The 19,188-nt window shown below is 70.5% G+C and carries 23 protein-coding genes and 1 tRNA gene; 9 read left to right on the plus strand and 15 right to left on the minus strand.

Annotated elements, in window-relative coordinates; genetic code table 11:
* Positions 1-23: 23 nt before the first annotated feature.
* A complete protein-coding gene (locus MME74_RS10500) occupies positions 24-1,364 on the minus strand; it encodes an anthranilate synthase component I family protein (protein WP_267414966.1) in 1,341 nt (446 codons plus the stop codon).
* Positions 1,365-1,405: 41 nt separating this feature from the next.
* Between MME74_RS10500 and MME74_RS10505 the strand changes: the two genes are divergently transcribed.
* From MME74_RS10505 to MME74_RS10515, 3 genes are read left to right on the plus strand one after another with little or no spacing between them, the layout of a single operon-like run.
* Complete coding sequence (locus MME74_RS10505) at positions 1,406-2,077, plus strand: DedA family protein (protein WP_267414967.1); 672 nt, start codon at positions 1,406-1,408, stop codon at positions 2,075-2,077.
* 4 nt (positions 2,078-2,081) lie between these two features.
* Positions 2,082-3,107 (plus strand): App1 family protein, encoded by a 1,026-nt coding sequence (locus MME74_RS10510; protein ID WP_267414968.1) that lies wholly within the window; start codon positions 2,082-2,084, stop codon positions 3,105-3,107.
* 27 nt (positions 3,108-3,134) lie between these two features.
* On the plus strand, positions 3,135-3,998 hold the full coding sequence (locus MME74_RS10515; RefSeq protein WP_267414969.1) for a 3-methyladenine DNA glycosylase: 864 nt from the start codon (positions 3,135-3,137) through the stop codon (positions 3,996-3,998).
* Between the two features lie 3 nt (positions 3,999-4,001).
* On the opposite strand, the gene MME74_RS10520 is transcribed toward MME74_RS10515, so the two are convergent.
* Genes MME74_RS10520 through MME74_RS10535 form a run of 4 tightly spaced genes read right to left on the minus strand, consistent with a single transcriptional unit; the run spans position 4,002 to position 7,219 of the window.
* Positions 4,002-5,192: a glycoside hydrolase family 3 N-terminal domain-containing protein gene (locus MME74_RS10520; protein ID WP_267414970.1), complete on the minus strand. Its 1,191-nt coding sequence runs from the start codon at positions 5,190-5,192 to the stop codon at positions 4,002-4,004.
* 26 nt (positions 5,193-5,218) lie between these two features.
* Positions 5,219-5,875 carry an NAD(P)H-binding protein gene (locus MME74_RS10525; protein WP_267414971.1) on the minus strand — a complete coding sequence of 219 codons (657 nt, stop codon included), beginning with the start codon at positions 5,873-5,875 and terminating at the stop codon, positions 5,219-5,221.
* A 28-nt stretch (positions 5,876-5,903) separates the two neighbouring features.
* A complete protein-coding gene (locus MME74_RS10530; protein ID WP_267414972.1) occupies positions 5,904-6,431 on the minus strand; it encodes a hypothetical protein in 528 nt (175 codons plus the stop codon).
* A complete protein-coding gene (locus MME74_RS10535; protein WP_267414973.1) occupies positions 6,428-7,219 on the minus strand; it encodes a hypothetical protein in 792 nt (263 codons plus the stop codon). The genes MME74_RS10530 and MME74_RS10535 overlap by 4 nt, the downstream gene beginning before the upstream one ends.
* A gap of 95 nt (positions 7,220-7,314) precedes the next feature.
* Here MME74_RS10535 and MME74_RS10540 point away from each other — a divergent pair, with 95 nt between their 5' ends.
* Positions 7,315-8,379 (plus strand): DUF2804 domain-containing protein, encoded by a 1,065-nt coding sequence (locus tag MME74_RS10540; protein WP_267414974.1) that lies wholly within the window; start codon positions 7,315-7,317, stop codon positions 8,377-8,379.
* On the opposite strand, the gene MME74_RS10545 is transcribed toward MME74_RS10540, so the two are convergent.
* Positions 8,366-9,436, minus strand: a complete 1,071-nt coding sequence (locus MME74_RS10545) for an NAD(P)-binding domain-containing protein (RefSeq protein WP_267414975.1) — start codon at positions 9,434-9,436, stop codon at positions 8,366-8,368. The genes MME74_RS10540 and MME74_RS10545 overlap by 14 nt on opposite strands.
* 147 nt (positions 9,437-9,583) lie before the next feature.
* On the opposite strand from MME74_RS10545, the gene MME74_RS10550 reads away from it, so the two are divergent.
* From MME74_RS10550 to MME74_RS10570, 5 genes are all read left to right on the plus strand, one after another.
* Positions 9,584-9,656, plus strand: a tRNA-Ala gene (locus MME74_RS10550).
* Positions 9,657-9,791: 135 nt separating this feature from the next.
* On the plus strand, positions 9,792-9,977 hold the full coding sequence (locus tag MME74_RS10555) for a hypothetical protein (protein WP_267414976.1): 186 nt from the start codon (positions 9,792-9,794) through the stop codon (positions 9,975-9,977).
* 62 nt (positions 9,978-10,039) lie between these two features.
* The gene (locus MME74_RS10560; RefSeq protein WP_267414977.1) at positions 10,040-10,498 is read left to right on the plus strand and encodes a DUF6153 family protein; all 459 of its coding nucleotides are present in this window, start codon (positions 10,040-10,042) and stop codon (positions 10,496-10,498) included.
* Between the two features lie 104 nt (positions 10,499-10,602).
* Positions 10,603-11,193: a DUF305 domain-containing protein gene (locus MME74_RS10565; protein ID WP_267414978.1), complete on the plus strand. Its 591-nt coding sequence runs from the start codon at positions 10,603-10,605 to the stop codon at positions 11,191-11,193.
* 69 nt (positions 11,194-11,262) lie between these two features.
* Positions 11,263-11,916, plus strand: a complete 654-nt coding sequence (locus MME74_RS10570; protein WP_267414979.1) for a CueP family metal-binding protein — start codon at positions 11,263-11,265, stop codon at positions 11,914-11,916.
* Positions 11,917-12,064: 148 nt separating this feature from the next.
* Here the strand turns inward: MME74_RS10570 and MME74_RS10575 are convergent, their stop codons facing one another.
* From MME74_RS10575 to obgE, 9 genes are all read right to left on the minus strand, one after another.
* Positions 12,065-12,349, minus strand: coding sequence for a hypothetical protein (locus tag MME74_RS10575; protein ID WP_267414980.1), 285 nt, complete (start codon positions 12,347-12,349; stop codon positions 12,065-12,067).
* A gap of 112 nt (positions 12,350-12,461) precedes the next feature.
* Positions 12,462-13,151 (minus strand): SDR family oxidoreductase, encoded by a 690-nt coding sequence (locus MME74_RS10580; protein ID WP_267414981.1) that lies wholly within the window; start codon positions 13,149-13,151, stop codon positions 12,462-12,464.
* A gap of 1 nt (position 13,152) precedes the next feature.
* Positions 13,153-13,536: a ribosome silencing factor gene (gene rsfS / locus MME74_RS10585; RefSeq protein ID WP_267414982.1), complete on the minus strand. Its 384-nt coding sequence runs from the start codon at positions 13,534-13,536 to the stop codon at positions 13,153-13,155.
* Positions 13,536-14,717, minus strand: a complete 1,182-nt coding sequence (locus MME74_RS10590) for a hypothetical protein (RefSeq protein ID WP_267414983.1) — start codon at positions 14,715-14,717, stop codon at positions 13,536-13,538. Before MME74_RS10590 ends, rsfS begins: the two co-directional genes overlap by 1 nt.
* Entirely contained in the window at positions 14,714-15,319 is a 606-nt protein-coding gene (gene nadD, locus MME74_RS10595) for a nicotinate-nucleotide adenylyltransferase (RefSeq protein ID WP_267414984.1), read from the minus strand. Before nadD ends, MME74_RS10590 begins: the two co-directional genes overlap by 4 nt.
* 6 nt (positions 15,320-15,325) lie before the next feature.
* Positions 15,326-15,550 (minus strand): hypothetical protein, encoded by a 225-nt coding sequence (locus tag MME74_RS10600; RefSeq protein ID WP_267414986.1) that lies wholly within the window; start codon positions 15,548-15,550, stop codon positions 15,326-15,328.
* A 64-nt stretch (positions 15,551-15,614) separates the two neighbouring features.
* On the minus strand, positions 15,615-16,868 hold the full coding sequence (locus tag MME74_RS10605; RefSeq protein ID WP_267414987.1) for a glutamate-5-semialdehyde dehydrogenase: 1,254 nt from the start codon (positions 16,866-16,868) through the stop codon (positions 15,615-15,617).
* Positions 16,869-16,877: 9 nt separating this feature from the next.
* Positions 16,878-17,663, minus strand: a complete 786-nt coding sequence (gene proB / locus MME74_RS10610; RefSeq protein ID WP_267414988.1) for a glutamate 5-kinase — start codon at positions 17,661-17,663, stop codon at positions 16,878-16,880.
* A complete protein-coding gene (obgE, locus tag MME74_RS10615; RefSeq protein WP_267414989.1) occupies positions 17,660-19,159 on the minus strand; it encodes a GTPase ObgE in 1,500 nt (499 codons plus the stop codon). Before obgE ends, proB begins: the two co-directional genes overlap by 4 nt.
* Positions 19,160-19,188: the final 29 nt, after the last annotated feature.

The raw sequence follows: 19,188 nt of genomic DNA on the forward strand, positions 1-19,188 counted from the left end.
ACCAATCTGAAGGAAAAACGGGATCAGTTCAGGATATCGGAACGCCAGAGCCCAGGCATTTCCGCTCCGAGAGCGGCGAGCGGTGCCCGCGCCTTGGTCGCGACCTCGGCCACCTCGGCGGCGGCGACCGATCCCCAGGTGATCCCTCCCCCGGCACCGACGATCGCGCGCTCCCCGTCGATGAGGATGCTGCGGATCACCATGGCGAGGTCGAGCGACCCGTCGACGCCGATGTAGCCGAAGCATCCGGCGTAGACGCCGCGCGGACCGCCCTCCAGACCGTGCAGCCGCGTCATGGCCGAGAGCTTCGGCGCGCCGGTCATGCTCCCGGCGGGGAACGTCGCCGCGAGCAGACCGCCGACCGTGGTCCCCTCGGCGGCCACACCGCTCACCGTGCTGACGAGCTGGTGCACGGCCGGATAGCTCTCCACGACCCAGAGGCCGTCGACGCGGATGGTCCCGGGCACGCTCACACGGGAGAGGTCGTTGCGCATCAGGTCGACGATCATCACGTTCTCCGCGCGCTCCTTGCGGTCGACCGCGAGCTCTGCGGCGAGCGCGGCGTCTTCGACCGGATCGGCGCTGCGGGGTCTGGTGCCCTTGATGGGTCGGGTCCGGAGGACTCCCCCCGAGGCATGCAGGAACTGCTCGGGACTCGCACTCAGCAGTGTGCGGTCGCCGATCCGGATGAATCCGCCGTGGTGCGCCGGAGTCGCGGCCCGCAGACGCCGGTACACGGCGACGGGGTCGTGCGCGCCGGGCACGGTGAAGCGTGTGGTCAGGCACAGCTGGTAAGCGATGCCCGCCCGGATGAGGTCACGGCAGCGCTCGATCAGCGCCGCGTACTCCTGGGGGTCATGCCGGGCCTCGGCCGTGCGGGGTGCACCGTCCGCGCTCCCGTCGGCCCCGGTCGACGGACGGCTGTCCTCCCCGGCACCGGACTCCGTCGCCGCTTCCGTCGCCGCTTCCGCCGCCCAGAGCTCCGTCTCTCGGCCGCCGAGGGCCCACGCCTGCCGCGCCGCATGGTCGAAGGCCACCAGGTGCGTGACGGACAGCCAGCGACCCCCGGCATCCTCGGGCTCGGTCACCGGGGCACCGGCCGCAGCGGCCCCGCCCTCATAGTCGAGCCAGCCCACCCATCCCCCGGAGAAGGGCGGCAGCGCCGGATCCGCGGGGGCGGCGTCCACCCGGACGTCTCCCGGCAGCGTCGAGCGCTCCCCCGTCCCCACGAAGCTCCATCCCTCGGTCGCATCCGCCCCGGCATCGAGCCAGAACACGTCGACCGACCGGGCCTCGAGCAGCGCGAACACCGACGACGGCTCCACCCAGGCGGGAAGCGGTCGAGCGGTCAGGGGTTCAGGCACCTTGCCAGCCTAGGACCGGGCCGCTCCCGTATTCTCAAGACGTGGACGACCTCCTGCTCTGGCTTCTCGACACCGTGCAGTCGATCGATCCGGTCACGCGCACGCTGGTCGCCGGCGTCGCGGTCATGCTGGAGACCAGCATCCTGATCGGCCTCATCGTCCCCGGCGACACGATCGTCATCATCGCCTCCATGGGTGTGGCCACCCCGTGGGAGGGCATCGCCATGGGGGTCGCCGTCGTGATCGGCGCGCTGATCGGCGAGAGCATCGGCTTCTGGCTCGGGCGCTGGCTCGGCCCCCACATCCGCGTCTCCTGGTTGGGCCGCAAGATCGGCGAGCACAACTGGGTCCGCGCCGAGAACTATCTCGCCCGCCGCGGAGGCATCGCGATCTTCCTGTCCCGGTTCCTCCCGGTGCTGCACTCTCTCGTCCCTCTCACCGTGGGCATGAGCGAGTACCCCTACCGTCGGTTCCTGGCCTGGACGGCCCCCGCCTGCATGCTCTGGGCCGCCGCCTACGTGAGCGTGACCTCCCTCGCTGCCGGCAGCTTCCGCGAGCTCGTGGACCGGGTGCACTACGCGGGGTACATCTTCGTCGGCGTGATCGCGCTGTTCCTGCTCCTGGCCTACCTCGGCAAGAAGCTGCTGCAGCGCCTCGAGGCCCGTCATCTGGAGGCTCCGGAGGCAGAGGCCGACGCCGACGTGAAAGACTGAGGCAATGGCTTCCGCACCCCCGGCGCCCCGGATCCACTGGTTCGCGCGACTCGAGCACCGCCTGCATGTCTGGCGTGAGGGTCGTGCGCGCCGTCGCGGCCGGGTCGCGACGATCCTCCCGTTCCCCGGATACGGCGGTCCGGGCTGGGTCAGAGTCGTCGGTCGTGTGCTGATCGTCCCCCCGCAGCGTCGTACGCGTGACGGCGAGCCGGCGAGCGTGCGCGGCTGGCGCAGCTTCGTCGGGATCCCGGTGGGATTCGCCGCCGTGAGCGTGCACATCGGAGGCACCACGCACCAGGTGGCCGCCGACCGGGGCGGCGTCGTCGACGCGATGATCCGCGTGGAGCTGGAGCCGGGCTGGCAGACGTTCACCTTCTCCGTCGAGGGGCAGGATCCCGTGGAGGCCCGGGTGTTCGTCGTGGCCGAGGGCACCACGTTCGGTGTCGTGTCCGACGTCGACGACACCGTCATGGTGACGGCACTCCCCCGCCCCTTCATCGCCTTCTGGAACTCGTTCGTGCTCGACGAGCATGCCCGACTCCCCGTGCCGGGGATGGCCGTGCTGCTGGACCAGCTGCTGCGACAGCACCCCGGGGCGCCGATGGTCTACCTGTCCACGGGGGCGTGGAATGTCGCGCCGACCCTCTGGCGGTTCCTCGGCCGTCACCTCTTCCCGGCCGGGTCCATGCTCCTCACGGACTGGGGCCCGACCCATGAGCGCTGGTTCCGCAGCGGGCGCGAGCACAAACTCACCAACCTGCGCCGGCTGGCCACCGAGTTCCCCGACGTGAAGTGGCTGCTGATCGGTGACGACGGCCAGCACGATGAGTCGATCTACAGCCAGTTCATGGACGAGCATCCCGATTCCGTCGCCGGCGTCGCGATCCGTCGTCTGCTCCCCGCCGAGGCCGTGCTCGCCGGAGGCCGCGCCGGCCCCGAGCCGCACTCCGAGGACACCGCGCCCTGGGTGAGCGCCGAAGACGGCGCGGGCCTGCGGGATCGGCTCGGCGAAGTCGGAATCCTCCACTGACGAGGTTCGGAATGGACAGGCACTGAGATGGCCCTCCCCCGCGATGAGTGGCTGGCGCGCGAGCATGCGCACCAGGAGCGCGCCGACGCACTGACCGCCGCGCATCGCGAGCGCGCCGGCCGTTCCGAGAAGCATCCGGTGTGGGACTTCCTGTTCACCTATTACGCGTACAAGCCCGCGCAGCTGCGGCGCTGGCACCCCGGCGCGGGCATCGAGCTGCAGGACGCCGCCGAGCGTCTCTCGTGGCGCTGGTACGCCGCCGGTACGGTGGAGGGCTCCGTCGTTCCGGACGCGGCCGCCTTCGCCACGGAGAAGGCGGAGCTCGCCGGCCTCGTGGAGCGGATGCTGCGCCGCACGGCGTCGCGTCCCGGACAGTTCGGCTGCTTCGGGCTGCACGAGTGGGCCATGGTCTACCGCGCCGACGAGCACCGGCACGCCGTCCCCCTGCGGCTCGGGCAGGCCGGCACCGATGCCGTGGTCGAGGGACACGAGCTGCGCTGCACCCACTTCGACGCGTTCCGGTTCTTCACCCCGGATGCCACTCCGCGCAACCGCACACCCCTGAGCCGCGACGATCAGCCGCTGTTCGAGCAGCCGGGCTGCCTGCACGCGGGGATGGACCTCTACAAGTGGGCGATGAAGCTCGGGCCGCTGATCCCCGGCGAGCTCCTCCTCGACACGTTCGAGCTCGCGCGCGACATCCGCCTGCTCGACATGCAGGCCGCGCCCTACGACCTCTCCGCGTGGGATGTCACGCCCGTGCCCATCGAGACTCCCGAGGGGAAGGCGGAGTATGTCCGCCGCCAGCGCGGTTTCGCCGAACGGGGCTCCGTCCTGCGCGCCGCCCTGCTGGACGCCTGGCTCGGCGAGAGCGCCCGCGAGGCGGCCTGAACGTCAGCTCGCGGGCTCGCAATCGGCGCAGACCGCCCAGCGCGCCGTGGCGGCGGAGAGCTGCAGACGCAGGGTGACGACGCGGGTCGCGGCCTCGTCGAGTCGAGCGGCAGGGAGGCTCCCCGACTCGACCGCTGCAGCGATGCCCGCCGCCATCTTCCCCGCGGTCTGCGCGTCGGAGCCCGCGATCATCAGCACGAGGTCGTTCCCGGCGGCGACCGCGGCCACACCGTTCGCGACCGGATCGGCGTAGGCGGGATCTCCCGAGGACAGCAGCATCCCGAGGTCGTCGGTCACCGCCACGCCCTCGAAGCCGAGGTCGTCCCGGGCGATCTCGTGCCACTTCGGAGAGAGCGACGCCGGCAGCGGGTCGACCGCGGTGTAGGCGAGGTGCCCGTACATGAGCAGGGAGGCTCCGGCGTCGATTCCCGCGGCGAACGGTACGGCCTCGGTGTCACGCCACTCGGCGAGCCCCATCGACGTGGTCGGGATGGCATGGTGCGAGTCGCCCGGCGCCGCGCCGTGCCCGGGGAAGTGCTTGAGGGTCGAGGCCACGAACTGCTCCTGCGCCGACGTCGCGGCGGCGACCCTGTCGGCGGCGCTCTTCGGGTCGGTGCCCAACGCGCGGCCGTAGATGAACGTGCCGGGGTCGGAGGTGACGTCGGCGATCGTGCCGAAGTTCACGGTGATCCCCGCGCGGGCGACCAGCGCTCCCCGCGCAGCGAACGCGGCAGAGGTGTCCGCGACCGGAAGACCCTTCAGCGACGTGGAGGCCGCGTGGTCGTCGTCGCTCAATCGCGAGACCAGGCCCCCTTCCTGATCGACCGCCACCAGCGGAGGCAGCTCGGGGTCGACGGTCAACGCGGACGTCAGGCTCTGCAGCTCGGCCTCGGTGCCGGGGATGTTGGCCCCCATGAGGATGAACCCGCCGAGTCCGGACGCCATGTACGACCGGAGTGCTGCGGGGTCCGTCCCCGCCACATGCCCCATCACGACCGTCGAGGCCCGCTCCGCGACGGACATCTCCTGCACCATCGCGGCCGCGCGTGCCGCGATACCCGTGTCGGGGTTCGATGCCGCGGCGGCGGATACTCCCGGGGAAGGGGGCGTCGCGGAGGCGATCGGTGCGACGCACAGTCCGCTCAGCGCCGCGACCGCCAGGCCGCCCACGAGCCATCTGCGAGACCGGGACATCACGGCTTCCGACGACGTGGTCCGGCTCAGCAGGCGAGCGCCTCGGCGATCGGCACCGCCGAGGCCGCATCGCCGTTGCCGAAGCGGATCGTCCGGCCGATCGTGCAGGGCTCGTGGAGGGAGGCGGCGATGACCGCGGCGACGTCGGCACGAGCGACGGCGCCGCGTCCGTCGGGGTCGGTCTGGATCCGCGAGGTCGGCTCGTCGAAGGTGAGCGTCCCCGGTGCGAGGATCGTGCCCTCCAGGCCCGTACCGCGCAGGTGCTCGTCGGCCGCCCACTTGGCATCGGCGTACGGGAAGAAGGAGTCGTCCTCGGGGACGCCGTGATCGGCGGTCGATCCGAGCCACGACACCATCACGTAGCGGCGCACGCCGGCGCGCTCGGCCGCGTCCATGGACCGCTGCGCCGCATCGCGGTCGACCGCGTACGTGCGCTCCGGAGAGCCGCCGCCCGCACCGGCCGACCACACGACCGCGTCGTGACCGCCGATGATCTCGGCGAGCTCCTCGACGTTCAGGGCCTCGACGTCAGCGACCAGAGCGTTCGCGCCGCCCGCCTCGACATCGGCCGTGTGCGCGGGATTGCGGATGACGGCGGTGACCTCGTCCCCTCGGGCGACGAGGAGCGGCGCGAGCAGAAGGGCGATGCGGCCGTGGCCGCCGAAGACGATGATGCGCGACATACCCTCACCCTACGCGCCGTACCCGACGTCAGCGCGGGGTCTGCTCGCTGTCGATCACGAACGCCTGCGGGTGGCCGGGCAGATAGCGCACCACGACGGGCTGTCCGCCGGGGAACTGCGCGTCCCGGTCCGGATACACCGCGGGCGTGAAGAAGTTGCTCTCCAGGGTGTACTCCACCCCCTCCGCGGTCGTGAACGTCACCCAGTCGCCGTCCGTCGTCGCGGTCGTCGGGCGGCCGTTGTCGTGGATGTACGCGCGGGTCACGGGCACCCCGGTCAGGCTGAGGATCCCGATCACGAGCGAGCCCAGCATCAGGAGGGCGAGAATCCGGGCGACGACGCGGATGACGCGTCCCGTGATCCGACCGCGCGGGCGATCTCCCGCACGCAGCAGCCCTTCCCGCTCTCGGATGGCTCGAAGGTCGCCACCGGGCACCGCTCCCCGCACGGACAGCGCGAACAGGCCGAGGATCGAGAAGCCGGCGAGGAACACCATGACGTAGCCGTGCGCGGCCGGGAAGTTCAGCAGCCAGATGAGCGTGTCCATCGGGTTCATCGTCCGGCCTCCTTCTCGATGGTCACCGCGACCGTCTGCGGATCCTCCCGCCGGTAGAACGCCCAGACGGGCGCGCCGACCTGCAGATGCGGGATCGCCTGGGGATACACGAACAGGGTGCTGTCGGCCTCCCACGTCGCCGCGCCCTCCGGCGCCATCAGCACGCGCAGGGCGAGCTCGCTCTGCCCCTCGCGGCGCCGACCCGTCGGGCGGATCTCGAGGACGGATGCCGGAACCTGCGTCCCGCTCGTCCGCGCACGCACCTGTGCCGGGTCGATCAGCCCCCGCTCAATCCGCCAGTGCAGCATGGCGTCGCGCACGGCCGGGTCGCTGAGGTCGGCGAGCTCGACGGTGTCCTGGTCGGTCAGGCTGTAGCGCACGGGAACGGGAAGTCCGACCTGCAGACCCGCGGCGTCCGCGGGGTCCACCAGCATCCGCAGCTGGGCGACGAAGTCCTCCTCGGCACGCGGGGCGACCCGGATGAACAGGTCGTACTGCGGCACGTCGTTGACGGTCATGCCGGTGCGCGAGACCTCGACGATCGTGCCGACACCGATCTCGGCCTCACCCCGGACCGTCCTGCGACGGCCGAGCCCGGACAGCATCCCTCCGAACGTCAGGAGCAGCCCCCAGGCGACACCGATGATGATCGGCCCGCCGAGCGTGTCCTCTCCGGCGAAGGGGAGGATCGACTGCCGCTGATCGACTCCGAACAGGCCCTCCCCGACCCAGACGACGAGCCAGGCGGACAGCAGCAGCCAGACGACGACGAAGACGAAGCGGAGCATGCCCTCAGGGTATCCAGGCGATGGCGTCCTCCCGAACAGGGATTCCGCCCCGTCCCCCATCGTCCGTGGATCGTTCCTCTACACTCGGGTCAACGATGCCGACCCGAGAAGGCATCCCACCCGACAGCAGGACGACGATGCCCACACCGCTGATCGAGCGCGAGATCACCGCGCACGTGTCTCTCACCACGCCGGACGGGGCGTTCAACCGCGAGGCGCTGGGGTGGTCGCGCACACCGCTTCACGACACCTCGGGGATCCCGGGCCGCGGCCACTGGGGGCGCAACAAGCGGTGGGAGTACTGGAACGTGATGGCCCCGTCGCACATCATGTCCCTCACGGTCTCGTGCGTCGACTACATGGCGCTGCACGAAGTGTGGGTCCTCGACCGCGCGACCGGCGACGGCATCGGCGCGACGGTGATCTCCCCCGGAGGACGCAGCGCGACGCTGCCGGCGTCTCTCGGCGCGGGTCCCGCTCGATCACGCACCCGTCGGATCACCATCGACATCGACGAGGCCCTCGACGGGACCCGCTTGCGCGGCACCGCACCCCGCGTGTCCTTCGACCTGCACGCCGGCCGTCCCGCGAGACACGACTCCCTCGGCGTCGTCGTGCCGTGGCGGCAGGGCGAGGACATCCGTCGGTTCCAGTACACGGTGAAGGATGTGGCCCGTCCGACGACCGGAACCGTGACGATCGACGGCGTCACGCACGACGTGCCCGCGGGCAGCTGGGCGGTGCTCGACCACGGGCGCGGGCGCTGGCCGTACCGGGTGCGCTGGAACTGGGCCGCGGCGAGCGGTGTCGTCGACGGCCGCGTCATCGGGCTGCAGCTCGGTGCGAAGTGGACCGACGGCTCCGGCGCGACCGAGAACGCGCTCCTCGTCGACGGCCGTCTGTCGAAGATCAGCGAGGAGCTCGTGTGGGACTACGACCCCGCGCGCTTCATGAGCCCCTGGCACGTGCACGGGACGAGCGCCGACCTCACCTTCACGCCGTTCTACGACAAGCGCTCCCGCACGAATGCACTGGTGATCGCGAATTCGACCGATCAGCTGTTCGGCGTCTGGACGGGCTGGGCGCTCGACGACACCGGAACGCGGGTGCAGGTCGACGGCATCGAGGGATTCGCCGAAGAGGTGCTCAACCGCTGGTGACGCTCGCACCGGCCGACTGCAGAGCACGCTGCACGCCCTTCGCCGCGGAGCGCCCGGCACGGTTCGCGCCGATCGTGCTCGCGGACGGCCCGTAGCCGACCAGCTGCACACGAGGATCGGCGACCGCGGTCGTGCCGCGCCCGTTCCGGTCCAGCTGGATGCCTCCGGCCGGACTGCGCAGGTGCAGGGGAGCCAGGTGACTGATCGCCGGGCGGAACCCGGTGGCCCACAGGATCACGTCGACCCGCTCGAAGCTGCCGTCCGCCCAGCGCACCCCATCGGGTTCGATCCGCTCGAACAGGGGACGTCGGGCGGCGTAGGCACCGAGACGCTCGGCTTCGCGCTCCTGCGGACGGAGCATCAGCCCGGTCACGCTGACCACGCTCTCGGGAGGGAGCCCGGCGGCGACGCGCTGCTCCACGAGGGCGACGGCCGCAGCCCCCGCCTCCGGGGTGAAGTCGTCGTTCCGCCACACCGGTTCACGGCGGGTGACCCACAGCGTGTCGGTGATCGGCGCCAGCGCACCGAGGAACTGCACGGCGGACGCTCCCCCGCCCACCACGAGGACCCGCTTGCCGATGAAGTGCTCCGGCCCCGGGTAGTCCACGGTGTGCAGCTGCTCACCGACGAACGTCTCCATGCCGGGGAAGTGCGGGAGGAACGGATGCGACCAGGTGCCGGTCGCGTTCACGACAGTGCGGGTCGTCCACTCGCCCTCGCGGGCCCGCACGACGAGCAGTCCGTCCTGATCCTCCACGCGCTCGACGTGCACGGGGCGGAGCACCGGGAGCGCGTGCTTCTTCTCATACCGGGCGAAGTATGCGGGCACGGCCTCGTTGGCGCGGGCGCCGTCGCGCGGCGGCGGGGTGTCGCCGGGCAGCTCCGCGACTCCGTGCACGTCGCGCATCGTCAGCGCGTCCCACCGGTGCTGCCAGGCGCCGCCGGGCTGTTCGTCGGCGTCGAGGACCACGTGCGAGATGCCCAGCCTCGAGAGGTGGAAGGATGCCGAGAGGCCGGCCTGCCCTGCGCCGATCACCAGACTGTCGAGGATGCTCACGCCGATTCCAACGCCCGGCGCCGTGTGCTTGTTCCTCGATACCGCGCTCCCGCGAGGACGCGCCCGGGATACCCGCCCCGATTGGTGCTCGCGTCGATTCGTGTAGTACTCTTTTCAAGTTGCTCCGGCTGGTTCGGAACAGCGTCTGGGCCTGTGGCGCAGCTGGTAGCGCACCTGCATGGCATGCAGGGGGTCAGGGGTTCGAGTCCCCTCAGGTCCACAGAAAAAGCCCCCGGTTAACCGGGGGCTTTCTTCGTTCCCGCGTCGCTAGCGCGAGTCTTCACGGGCGTCAACCCGATTCAGCCTGCACGCTGCACGTTCTACCGTGAACGCACCTCGACGAAAGGATGCGATCATGTCGAACCCGATCATTCCCCCCGTGCCACCGATTCCCCACGACGACGACCCGGCCGGCGTGCCGACCCAGGACGTCGACGGTGAGCGCGTCCTCGATCCGGACGTCGATGACGCGCTCATCGACAGCGCGGAGGCCGACCGCGTCGCCGCAGAGACGGATGACGACGCCGACGCCGACGCCTGAGCGGACCGGCGCCGTTCCGCACCGGAGCGGTCGTCGTCACCCGCGCGCCTAGACTTGCTCTCATGGCACCGGTGGCGGCGACGCGGTCCGGGAGGGGCTCCTCGAGCGTCTTCCGGGGCGTTCTGGCGGGCGTGCTGCTCGTCGCCGCAGTCATCCTCGGACTGCTGGGGATGCACACCCTGAACCTGCACGGGACCGCGGCGGCCGACGCACCGGCAGCGGTGGCGATGTCCGCGGCTGACCCCGCATCGGCGCACCACGGCACCGCGCAGACGCACCCGTCCGGAAAATCCACCGGCACGGCAGAGATGTCCTGCGCGGGCTGCGGTACCGACGAACACAGCGGCATGGCGATGATGTGCGTCCTCGCGCTCCTCCTCGCCCTCATGCTCCTCGTCGCGCCCGGTGTGCTTCGGGGTCGGACGGGAATCCTCCTCCGGTCGCCCCTCATCGACGCCCTCGCCGCACGGCCTCTCCCCCGCGCCCCCTCTCTTCACGTTCTCTGCATCAGTCGCACCTGAGCGGCTCGTGGAGCCCGCGCTCGCGCGCCACGGCTCCCCGCCTCTCACCCTCGCGCGCCGCCGTCCGGCGTGCGCGCAACGACTATGCGTATTGGAGAACACCCATGAAGATTCGTGCTGCGGCGACGTCCGCACTCGCCCTGTCCGCCGCCCTGCTGCTGTCCGGCTGCGCGACCGCCGCCGACGATGGTTCCATGCCCGGCATGGACCACGGCTCCTCATCGCCGTCCGCCGGCGCCGACGAGGCCGACGCCATGTTCGCCTCGATGATGATCGTCCACCACGAGCAGGCGATCGAGATGAGCGACATCGTGCTCGCCGCCGAGGGGATCGACCCCGCGGTCACCGAGCTCGCCCAGCGGATCAAGGCCGCTCAGGGCCCGGAGATCGAACAGCTCGAAGGCTGGCTGGACGAATGGGGCATCAGCCCCGACGACCGCGCGGCCAGCGGGATGGACCACGGCGACGGGATGATGAGCGAGGACGACCTCACCGCACTCCGCGCCGCCGACGGTCCTGAGGCGTCCCGACTGTTCCTCGAGCAGATGATCGTGCACCACGAGGGCGCCGTCGAGATGGCACAGGCGCAGATCGATGACGGGAGCGACCCCGAGGCGGTCGAGCTCGTCCACACGATCGTCGACGCCCAGACCGACGAGATCCAGGAGATGAAGGACCTCCTCTCCGCTCTCTGATCCGTTCCGGGGCCGGTGTCGGCGCAGCCCCGCCCGGCACCGGTCCCACCCCGCACGAAGGACCATGCCATGAACCACCCCCTCAGTCCCCCCACTGCCGCTTCTCTCGCAGCTCCCCGTCCCGCATCTCCACGACGACGGAGGCTGTCCGCAGCACTCGCCGCGCTGACCGTCGCCGGCATCACCCTGGCCGGATGCGCCGCCCCCGCCCCCGCGGCGGACGACGACCCGGCGGCTGCCGCACAGGAGCTGCTCGCAGCGCACGATCTCGCGGGACTCGACGTCGCGACGGTGATCGAACGCCTCGACGCGATGCCCGTCGCGGAGAGGCCGACCGACCTCCTCGCGTCGGTGCGACCCGATGCGCTCGTGCTGCGCGACGAGAGCGGTCGGGAGGGCCGGCTGCCGATGCCCGACGACGCGGTGTACATCTCCATCGCACCGTTCCGTGCGCAGACCCACGACTGCCATTTCCACAGCCTCACGACGTGCGTGGGCGAGCTCTCCGACGCCGACCTGCGAATCGTCCTCACCGCCGCTGACGGATCGGTCCTCCTCGATGAGACGCGCCGAACCCATGACAACGGCTTCATCGGCGTCTGGGTACCTCGGGGCATCGAGGCGACGCTGACCGTCGAGAGCGCGGGCCTCACGGGCTCCGTGCCGTTGTCCACCACGTCATCGGACGATCGGACCTGCATCACCGATCTGCAGCTGCTCTAGCACTGCAGCGACTCCGAGCCCTGCAACGGCTCCGAGCCGGCCTGCGGCTGCCGGAACGCGGACCGCCGCACGGCTCACGAGGAAGCGCACCCCCTCGGCGATCGAGGGGGTGCGCTTTCGTCATACACGGTCCGTGCCGTTCGTGCGGCTAGGTCGCCATCAGCGGCGGCCGATGCGGAATGGAGATCGGACGGGTCGCCCGGCTCGATCCACGCATCCTCTCGACATCCTCGAGCACCTCGAACACGGTTCCGTAGCGCGTGGCGAGCGGCAGATCACGCAGCCAGGTCACCTCGACCTCGGTCTCGGCGAGTTCGTACACGCACGCGACCACGTGGCGCGGGTCATTGGGCGAGTAACGAAGGTCGTTGATCACCCATTCCGACGCCGTGATGCGATTCAGCATGAACCGCGGATCCGGAAGTTCAGACATTTTCGGGGCCCTCCAGGACTCTCTCTCCAAAGAGAGTGCGCCACGGACCGCGGCCTGGGAAGCCCCTTGACACCGGGCGGGGTATGCGCAGGGACGGCCCGGCGCCCCTGCCTCAGACCCCCGGACGGATCGACAGGTCGGTGATCTGCGCGTCGCGCGGAAGGTCGAGGGCCGTGAGGATCGTGGTCGCCACCGATTCAGGGTCGATGAAGCGGTCGGCCTCGTACTCCTGACCCTCCTGTTGGTGCACACGCTCCTGCATCGGGGTCGCCGTGCGTCCGGGGAAGACCGAGGTGACGCGGATCCCGTGCTCCGCCTCCTCCGCCCGCAGCGCGTCGGCCAGAGCCCGGAGGCCGTGCTTCGACGCGGCGTAGGCCGACCAGCCGGCGTTGGCGCGGAGCCCCGCGCCGGAATTCACGAACAGGATCTGCCCCTGCGACACCCGGAGGACGGGCAGCAGCAGGCGGGTGAGCTCCGCCGGCGCGACGAGGTTCACGGCGAGCTGCTGCTCCCAGAGGGTCGCGGGCAGCTCCGCCACCGCGCCGAGATCGACGACACCCGCCGCATGCACGAGGGAGTCGATGCGATCCGGCAGGTGCTGCTTCGACAGCGCCCACGACAGTCGTCCCGGCTGGGACAGGTCTCCCACCAGTACCGACGCCCCGGAGAGGTCGGCGGCGATCTGCTTCGCGCGCCCGGCGTCACGCGCCAGGGCCACCACGTCATCGCCGCGAGCCAGCAGTCGACGGGCGACAGCCGCGCCGATGCCGGAGCCTGCACCGGTGATCAGGTGCGTCGTCATGTCAGCTCGGGTCGGCAGCGGCCGGCTCGGCGACGTCGATCGGGACGACGGGGCAGTCCTTCCAGAGGCGCTCGAGGCCGTAGTAGACGCGCTCCTCCTGGTGGAACACGTGCACGATCAGGTCGCCGAAGTCGAGCAGGACCCAGCGGGCCTCCGCGCGACCTTCGCGGCGCACGCGCTTGTGACCCGACTCGATCAGGCGATCCTCGATCTCGTCGGCGATCGCGGCGACGTTGCGCTCGCTGTTTCCCGTGACGAGAAGGAAGATGTCGACCAGCGGCAGGGGCTCGGAGACGTTGAGTGCGACGAGATCCTCACCGCCCTTGTCGACGGCGGCTTGTGCTGCGAGACGCAGCATCTCTTCGGCGGTTTCAGGTGATTGCATCAGATCAGTTTCGTGGTGAAGGCGATGACGAGAACGACGCCGATCGCGAGGGCGAGTCCGCCCGCGATGATGGCGAGGGTAACCATCAGTCGGTTCCCCTTCTCGGGGGCAGGAGGTCGGATGACCTCGCCCGCGGGCTTGATGGTGCTGACCGCCGAGCTGGCGGCGATCGGCGTGGGCGACGAGGCCGGAGGCAGCTCGCCGTCGATGAGGACGGCGTCGACATCCTTGCCGTCGGTCGTCCCGAGCGCGTGACCCTGCGAGCCCATGCCCTGCGGCAGCTCGTAGGAGCCGGTCACCAGGATCTCCCCGGTGGACGCGACGGGGCCCGAGAGCGAGCCCTCGCCGGGAGATGGCGTGAAGATCAGCGCGTTCGGTGCGGAGTGCTGCGAACCGGTGGAGTCTCCCACCGTCAGCAGCTCGTCGAACGACGGACGGAAGGAGGAGCGCTCTTCGGGGGCATCCGCGAGGAGCCCCTCCCCGAACGCGGAGTTGACCGTGGGCCGGTCCTCGGCGACGACCTCGTCGTCGGAGACCTCGACGTCGGCGAGCACATCGTCGTCCGCGAGCACATCGTCATCCGCGGCGGGCTCGGCGTCCTCGTCCGACAGTCCGAGGACCTCTTCGACATCGCTGCCGGGCGTCTCGACGGTGGCGGGTTCGATCGACTCGAGCGGAACCTCGCCCACGGCGTCGACCGCCGCGGAAGCGGAGACCGGGGCGACCGCGACCTCGTCGTCCCCCTCGTCATCGTCGTCGTCTCCCGCGGTGTCGCTGAAGTCCGGAACACCCGACACGATCGTCGGCGCCTCCGCCGCAGGGGCGGGGGTCTCGGGGGCCTGAGGCTCCTCGATCGGCTGCGCGGCGGGAGCCTCGACATCGGCCTCGGCGGCGTCGCTCTCGCCGATGACCGGCACGGATGCGGTGCGGACCTTCTCCTGCTCACGCGCCTGGCGCCGCGTCAGTGGGGCGACGCCACTGGCCTCCGGAGAGACCGGCTCGGGCGCCGGCTCGATCTCGACGGGTTCGGCGGCACGCGGCAGTGGGGGCGCGGGGGGCGCCGCCTCGGCCGCCGCAGCGGCCTCCTCACTGGAGATCACCGGGGTGGAACCCGTCAACCGGATCTCGCGCAACTGCTTGCGCGTCAGCGGACCCTGCTCCTGCTGATCCGATGTACTCATGCCTTGCTCCGATACAGATGATGCTTCGCGATGTACTGAACGACTCCGTCGGGGACCAGGTACCAGACCGGCTGATCGTCGCGAACGCGTTCACGGCAGTCCGTCGACGAGATCGACAGAGCCGGCACCTCCAGCTGGCTGACGTTGTCGCTCGGGAGGCCGTCTGTGCTCAGGACATGTCCTGGCCGAGAGACCGCGACGAAGTGGGCCAACTCCCACAACTCATCATGGTCCCTCCAACTGAGAATTTGCGCTACGGCGTCGGCTCCGGTGATGAAGAAGAGCTCGGCATCCGGTCGATCGCGCTTCAGATCGCGCAGTGTGTCGATCGTGTAGGTGGGACCCTCGCGGTTGATGTCGACCCGACTGACCGTGAACTGCGGGTTCGAGGCGGTCGCGATCACCGTCATCAGATAGCGGTGCTCGCTCGGCGAAACCCCCGACTTCTGCCACGGGTGACCGGTCGGCACGAAGACGACCTCGTCGAGTCCGAAGGAATTCGCGACCTCGCTGGCTGCGACCAGGTGGCCGTGGTGGATGGGGTCGAACGTTCCGCCCATCACGCCGATGCGCGGGGTGCGCGTGGTCGCAGCGTCGTTCATGGGGGCCTAGTGGCCGTGTCCTGCCTCGTGGCCATCCTTGCCGTGCTTCGCGGCCCATGCCTCGGCCTTCGCCGAGTGGCGGTTGGCGACGTTCTTGTAGGAGAGCGTCACGAGCCCGAGGAAGGCGAACACGGTCGCCGCGATGACTCCGAAGATCACCGTCTCGAGCGCGACGTTGCCGTGGTGCTCGGTCTCGGCAGCGGCCATCGCGATCTGTGCGACGAGGTTCATCCTGACTCCGTTTCGTGCGTGCTGTTCGGGATCCTGTGGGGTACAGCGTCCCCCAGTCTAGCCCTCAGGCGCGGGTCTGCCCCGACCCACGCGCGAGCCATTTGGTGCTGGTCAGCTCGGAGAGCCCCATCGGACCCCGCGCGTGCAGCTTCTGGGTCGAGATGCCGACCTCCGCGCCGAATCCGAACTCGGCGCCGTCCGTGAAGCGCGTCGAGGCGTTCACCATCACGACGGCCGAGTCCACCTCGGCCAGGAAGCGCTCGGCGTTGCGTGTGTCGGTCGTGATGATCGACTCCGTGTGCCCGGTGCTGTAGCGCCGGATGTGGTCGAGCGCCTCGTCCAGGGACTCGACGACCTTGATCGCGATGTCGAGGCTCAGGTACTCGGTCTCCCAGTCCTCCTCGACGGCGGGGATGACGTTCGACATGAGACCCACGACCATGTCGTCGCCATGGATCGCCACGCCTTCGCTCTGCAGGGCGCTGGCGACCAGCGGGACCAGCCGCGGCGCCGCCTGACGATGCACGAGCACGGTCTCCACCGCGTTGCACACGCTCGGCCGCTGCACCTTGGCGTTCACGACGATGTCACGCGCCCAGTCGTCGGGTGCCGTCTCGTCGAGGAAGATGTGCACGTTCCCGGCACCGGTCTCGATGACCGGCACGGTCGACTCGGTGACGACGGTCTCGATGAGCCCCGCGCTGCCTCGGGGAACCAGCACGTCGATGAGACCGCGACCGTGCATGAGCGCCTTCGCCCCCTCGCGCCCGAAGTCGTCGACCGTCTGGATGGCCTCCGGGGTGAGCCCCGCGCCCTCGACCGCCGCGCGCATCACCTCGACGAGCACGGTGTTGGACTCGCGGGCGGCACTCCCCCCGCGCAGCACCACGGCGTTGCCGGAGCGGAGCGCGAGCGCCGCGATGTCGACCGTCACGTTGGGTCGCGCCTCGTAGATCGCGCCGACCACGCCGAAGGGCACCCGCACCTGCTCCAACGCCACACCGTTCGGCATCCGATGTCCGCCGACCACACGACCTACCGGGTCCGGCAGGGCTGCCACGTCGCGCACGGCGGAGGCCAGCGCTTCGACCCGCTTCTCGTCCAGCCGCAGCCGGTCGATCAGGGACTCCCCGATGCCGTCCTCGCGTCCGCGCACGATGTCACGGGCGTTCGCCTCGATGATGCGCGGCGCGGCCTCCAGCAGGGCGACCGCGACGGCTTCGAGCACGCGGGTCTTGTCGTCGCTGGTGAGAGCTGCCGTGGCACGAGAGGCCACTTTGGCGCGCTCGAGGCGCACCTGCGGGGTCTGGTCGGTCATCCGGCCAGTTTAGGAGGTCGCGGGCTCGAACCAGGTTCCGATCTCGGCCCCGGACAGCGCCTGATCGACGAGGTCGGCACTCGTGACGAGGACACCGATGCCGGAGGCCGCGGCGAGCCGTGCCGCGGAGACCTTGGTGGCTGCTCCCCCGGTGCCGACGCTGTTGACGACCGTCGCTCCGAACTCGAGTCCGGTGAGGTCGGCGTCCGGCGCCACGATGTCGATCGGCTCGGCTCCCGGGTCCGTGGGCGGCTTCGTGTACAGCGACTCGATGTCGCTGAGGAGGATGAGCGCATCCGCCTCGATCAACTGGGCGACGAGCGCGCCGAGCCGGTCGTTGTCACCGAAGCGGATCTCCTGCGTCGCCACCGTGTCGTTCTCGTTGACGATCGGCAGCGTGCGCAGACCGAGCAGACGCTCCATCGCGCGACGGGCGTTGGACCGCGAGGTCGGGTTCTCGAGGTCACCGGTGGTGAGGAGCACCTGTCCGGCGACGATGTCGAACGGACGGAGCGACTCCTGGTACCGGTACATGAGGATGTTCTGCCCCACCGCGGCGGCGGCCTGCTGCGTGGCGAGGTCGGTGGGTCGTGCGTCCAGCCGGAGGAAGGGGATGCCGGAGGCGATGGCACCCGACGACACCAGCACGACCTCGGCGCCCCGCGCGTGAGCGGCGGCCAGGGCCTCGACGATGATGGGGATCCTCCAGGAGGACTCTCCGCTGATCGACGACGAGCCGACCTTCACGACGATGCGGGATGCGGACGCCAGGTCCGCGCGGGTGCGTGCGGTCACTCGCCGTCCTCGCGGTACGCGGCGAGGCGCTGCGCCTCCACCTCTGCGCGCGCTTCGGCCTTGGCGTCCATGCGCTCGTAGTACTGCTCGCGGCGCTCGGACGTGGTCCGGCGCGCGTTGGGTGCGAGACGGGGGTCGGTGCCGCGGGGCGCGCTCATCAGCTCGGCCGCCGACGTCATGGTGGGCTCCCAGTCGAAGACGATGCTGTCGCCCTCGCCGATCACGACGGTCGAGCCCTGCACCGCTCCGAGGCGGAAGAGCTCATCCTCGACGCCGAGCTTCTCGAGACGATCGGCCAGGTAGCCGACGGCCTCCTCGTTCTGGAAGTCGGTCTGCTGCACCCAGCGCACCGGCTTCTCGCCGAGGATGCGGTAGATGTTGCCGTAGGTGCCACCCTCGACCCGGATGGAGAACTCCTTCTTGGAGCCGCGCGGCCGGATCACGACGCGCTCGACCGGCGCCTCGACGGCGGCTTCGGCGCGGTGCTTCTCCACGAGCTCGCCGAGGGCGAAGGTGAGCGGGCGCAGCCCCTCGTGCGAGACCGTGGAGATCTCGAACACCCGGAACCCGCGGGCCTCCAGGTCGGGACGGACGAGTTCGGCGAGGTCGCGCGCCTCGGGGACGTCGACCTTGTTCAGGGCCACGAACTGGGGGCGCTCGAGCAGCGGCGTCTGCCCCTCGGGAACCTCGTAGGCGCCGAGCTCGGCGAGGATCACGTCGAGGTCGGAGATCGGGTCGCGGCCCGGCTCGAGCGTGGCGCAGTCGAGCACGTGCAGCAGGGCGGAGCAGCGCTCGACGTGGCGCAGGAACTCCAGTCCCAGTCCGCGACCCTCGCTCGCACCCTCGATGAGGCCCGGCACGTCGGCGACCGTGTAGCGGAAGTCCCCGACCTGCACGACACCGAGGTTCGGGTGCAGCGTGGTGAAGGGGTAGTCGGCGATCTTGGGGCGCGCAGCGGAGATCGCGCCGATCAGGCTCGACTTGCCCGCGGACGGGTAGCCGACGAGCGCGATGTCGGCGACGGTCTTCAGCTCGAGGACGATGTCGCCCTCGTGGCCCGGCGTGCCGAGCAGCGCGAAGCCGGGAGCCTTGCGCTTCGGCGAGGCGAGAGCGGCGTTGCCCAGCCCGCCCATGCCGCCCTTGGCGACGACGTAGCGCTCCCCCGGGATGATCATGTCGATCAGTACCTCGCCGGCGGTGTTCTTCACGACGGTGCCGACCGGGACCGGGAGCTCGAGCGTCTCGCCGAGGAATCCGGAGCGGTGGTCGCCCATGCCCGGGCCGCCGTTGCCGGAGGACCGGTGCGGGGAGTGGTGGTACGACAGCAGCGTGCCGGTCTGCGGGTCGGCGACGAGCACGACGTCGCCACCGTCACCGCCGTTGCCGCCGTCGGGGCCGCCGAGCGGCTTGAACTTCTCACGGTGCACGGAGACGCAGCCGTTGCCGCCCTTACCCGCACGCAGGTGCAGTGTGACGGTGTCGACGAACGTGACCATGTGCGAGTTCCCCTGAATCCTGTGGTTCT

Source organism: Microbacterium oxydans (assembly GCF_026559675.1).
GTDB lineage: Bacteria > Actinomycetota > Actinomycetes > Actinomycetales > Microbacteriaceae > Microbacterium > Microbacterium oxydans_D.